Raw genomic sequence first — 1,996 nt, forward strand, 5'->3', positions numbered from 1 at the left:
ACCGCCTTCGTTGTGCGCTACATGAAATTGCCAGTATTGATACTGTCCAGGTAGTCTGGCACAGACTGGACCATGTACATCTTTCCAGTAGTTATCAAAAAGCTCTAGGGAAATGGACTCCCGTTTCCACAGGAGTACATAGAAAGCTACTTTTCCTTTACGATCCCTTGCTGAATAATCAGCTTGGTTTGATTGTTTGAGCGCTGAAACCATTGCTGCTGTCCTTGGTATGTAATTGACATTGTCAAAAATCTCATTCAGGGCGGCGAAGCAAGGCGCGACCTTATTAAAGCCCGCATAAACGCATAAGAACAGCAGCAGTTCTTCTATTTCATCGCGGGTGGCTCCTTGTTTAAGAGCCATATTGACATGGGCGGCGAAGGGGTTACCTGGACCTCTATGATCCTGATTGACAACATCAATAGCGATGGTAATCAGAGCCTTAGTTTTTTGATCAATTAGTGGTAAACCCCAAGCTTCACCTGCTACCCGAATTACAAAGTCACCAAACTTGGGATTGATTTGTTTTAAATTCTTTTGCAGTTCTTGGTCGTCGAGGACGGCATTTTTAACTGCTAACTCCAGTTTCATCTCACGCGGTAGTGATCAAGCTAATTAGTTCGGTAGGAGCATAAACATCACGGTAGAAAGTCAGCTGCTCGGTTTTTAGATAGCAAGCACCACGGTGACCGCGACGAACCCATGTAACATTACCTTTGGCCAGAGTTTCGTTGGTTTCGTCGTCCACACACTTCCACTCGAAGTAAGTATGCTCACCATAAAACATCACAATCGGCCAGCACATGGTAACGCCTGGTTGTGCAATCAATGCCCACCAATGTTTTTCTCTTTCTTTTTGTTGTTCTAAGCCTTGGTAGGGACCGTCTTGGCACAGATAAACTAAGTCATCACGATATTCTCCGGTTAGGATATCGCCTCGTCCTTGTCTCAATGCTTCACAATGAGTAGGCCACCAATCTCTGTTTTCTCTTTCAATTTGTTCGAGAGTGTAGTTAGGACCAATTTCTGGCAACCTTGATTCTTTCATTGCCACAATTCTTTCTGCATCCTCGATCAGTTTCTTTGCTACGTAGGAGCTAACAAGCCCTGGACGAGAATAGTCAGCCGACAAACCTTCGTAATAATTGGTCCGCTTTTTCGCTGGTTTTGGCTTGCTTTGGGTTGCTTGAGCAGAAGCATGACCGTTGGTTTGTGGGGTGAAGAGATTGTAATTGAGCATGAGAGATTCTATATCCTCCTTAATCTGATTAACTGCGCCAATTTCTGTGATCAGCCCTGCTACTGAGGAACTGCGCTGACCAGCTAAGGTCATCTGAGAGTTATATACAAAGGTATAAGCCGTTCTTTCGGGAAATGGTTGAATTTGTTTAATATATTTGGCAGCATCTTGAGTGGCGGCTGCATATTCGCTAGAGGCGAAAAACTTTTCTCTTTCGAGATGATTGGCGAAAGCAATTTCATAAGCCGCATGATATTGCTTGGCTTCTGGTTCGTAATGGCTGACCCCAGCTGCATCGGGACGAGAATTGTCTACTTCTTCAAATAGATGCAGGCGCAACTTTAGTACCGCATCGTGACTGCTGACTTTGGGAGCAAAAGTCTCAGTGAGATAGCGGCGGAAAGCTTCTGTACTCGCGCCATTGGCTTTTTTTACCAAGACGTGGAATTTGATGGCTCCGACTTCGCCGTTGGGGTCGCCAGTGGGAATGCGGTCTACATAAGTGATGGAATTGCCAGGGTTGGTGTTATAACCGATGGCTTTGCGGAACAAATTATGTTCATCATCCATCAAAATAGCTGACGCTTTGAACCATGTATTGCGATCGCCTTCGCTTTCAAAGGTTAACTCTGCAATCCCGTCGAAGTTATCTTCTGCATCCCATCTGTAATCCAAACCAGCGATTTCTGGCCACAGACCGCCTTCGTTGTGCGCTACATGAAATTGCCAGTATTGATACTGTCCAGGTAGTCTGGC

Annotated in this window: 2 protein-coding genes; both read right to left on the reverse strand. The window is 45.3% G+C overall.

Annotation, left to right across the window (positions count from 1 at the left end; translation table 11 throughout):
* On the reverse strand, nucleotides 1–591 hold a 591-nt coding region (locus BV372_RS37955), incomplete at its 3' end, for a carboxymuconolactone decarboxylase family protein (RefSeq protein WP_256973505.1).
* A gap of 1 nt (nucleotide 592) precedes the next feature.
* The coding region (locus tag BV372_RS37960; RefSeq protein WP_256973506.1) for an EthD domain-containing protein at nucleotides 593–1,996 on the reverse strand (1,404 nt) is incomplete at its 5' end.

Origin of the sequence: Nostoc sp. T09 (assembly GCF_002154695.1) — a bacterium.
In the GTDB taxonomy this organism is placed as follows: Bacteria; Cyanobacteriota; Cyanobacteriia; order Cyanobacteriales; family Nostocaceae; genus Aulosira.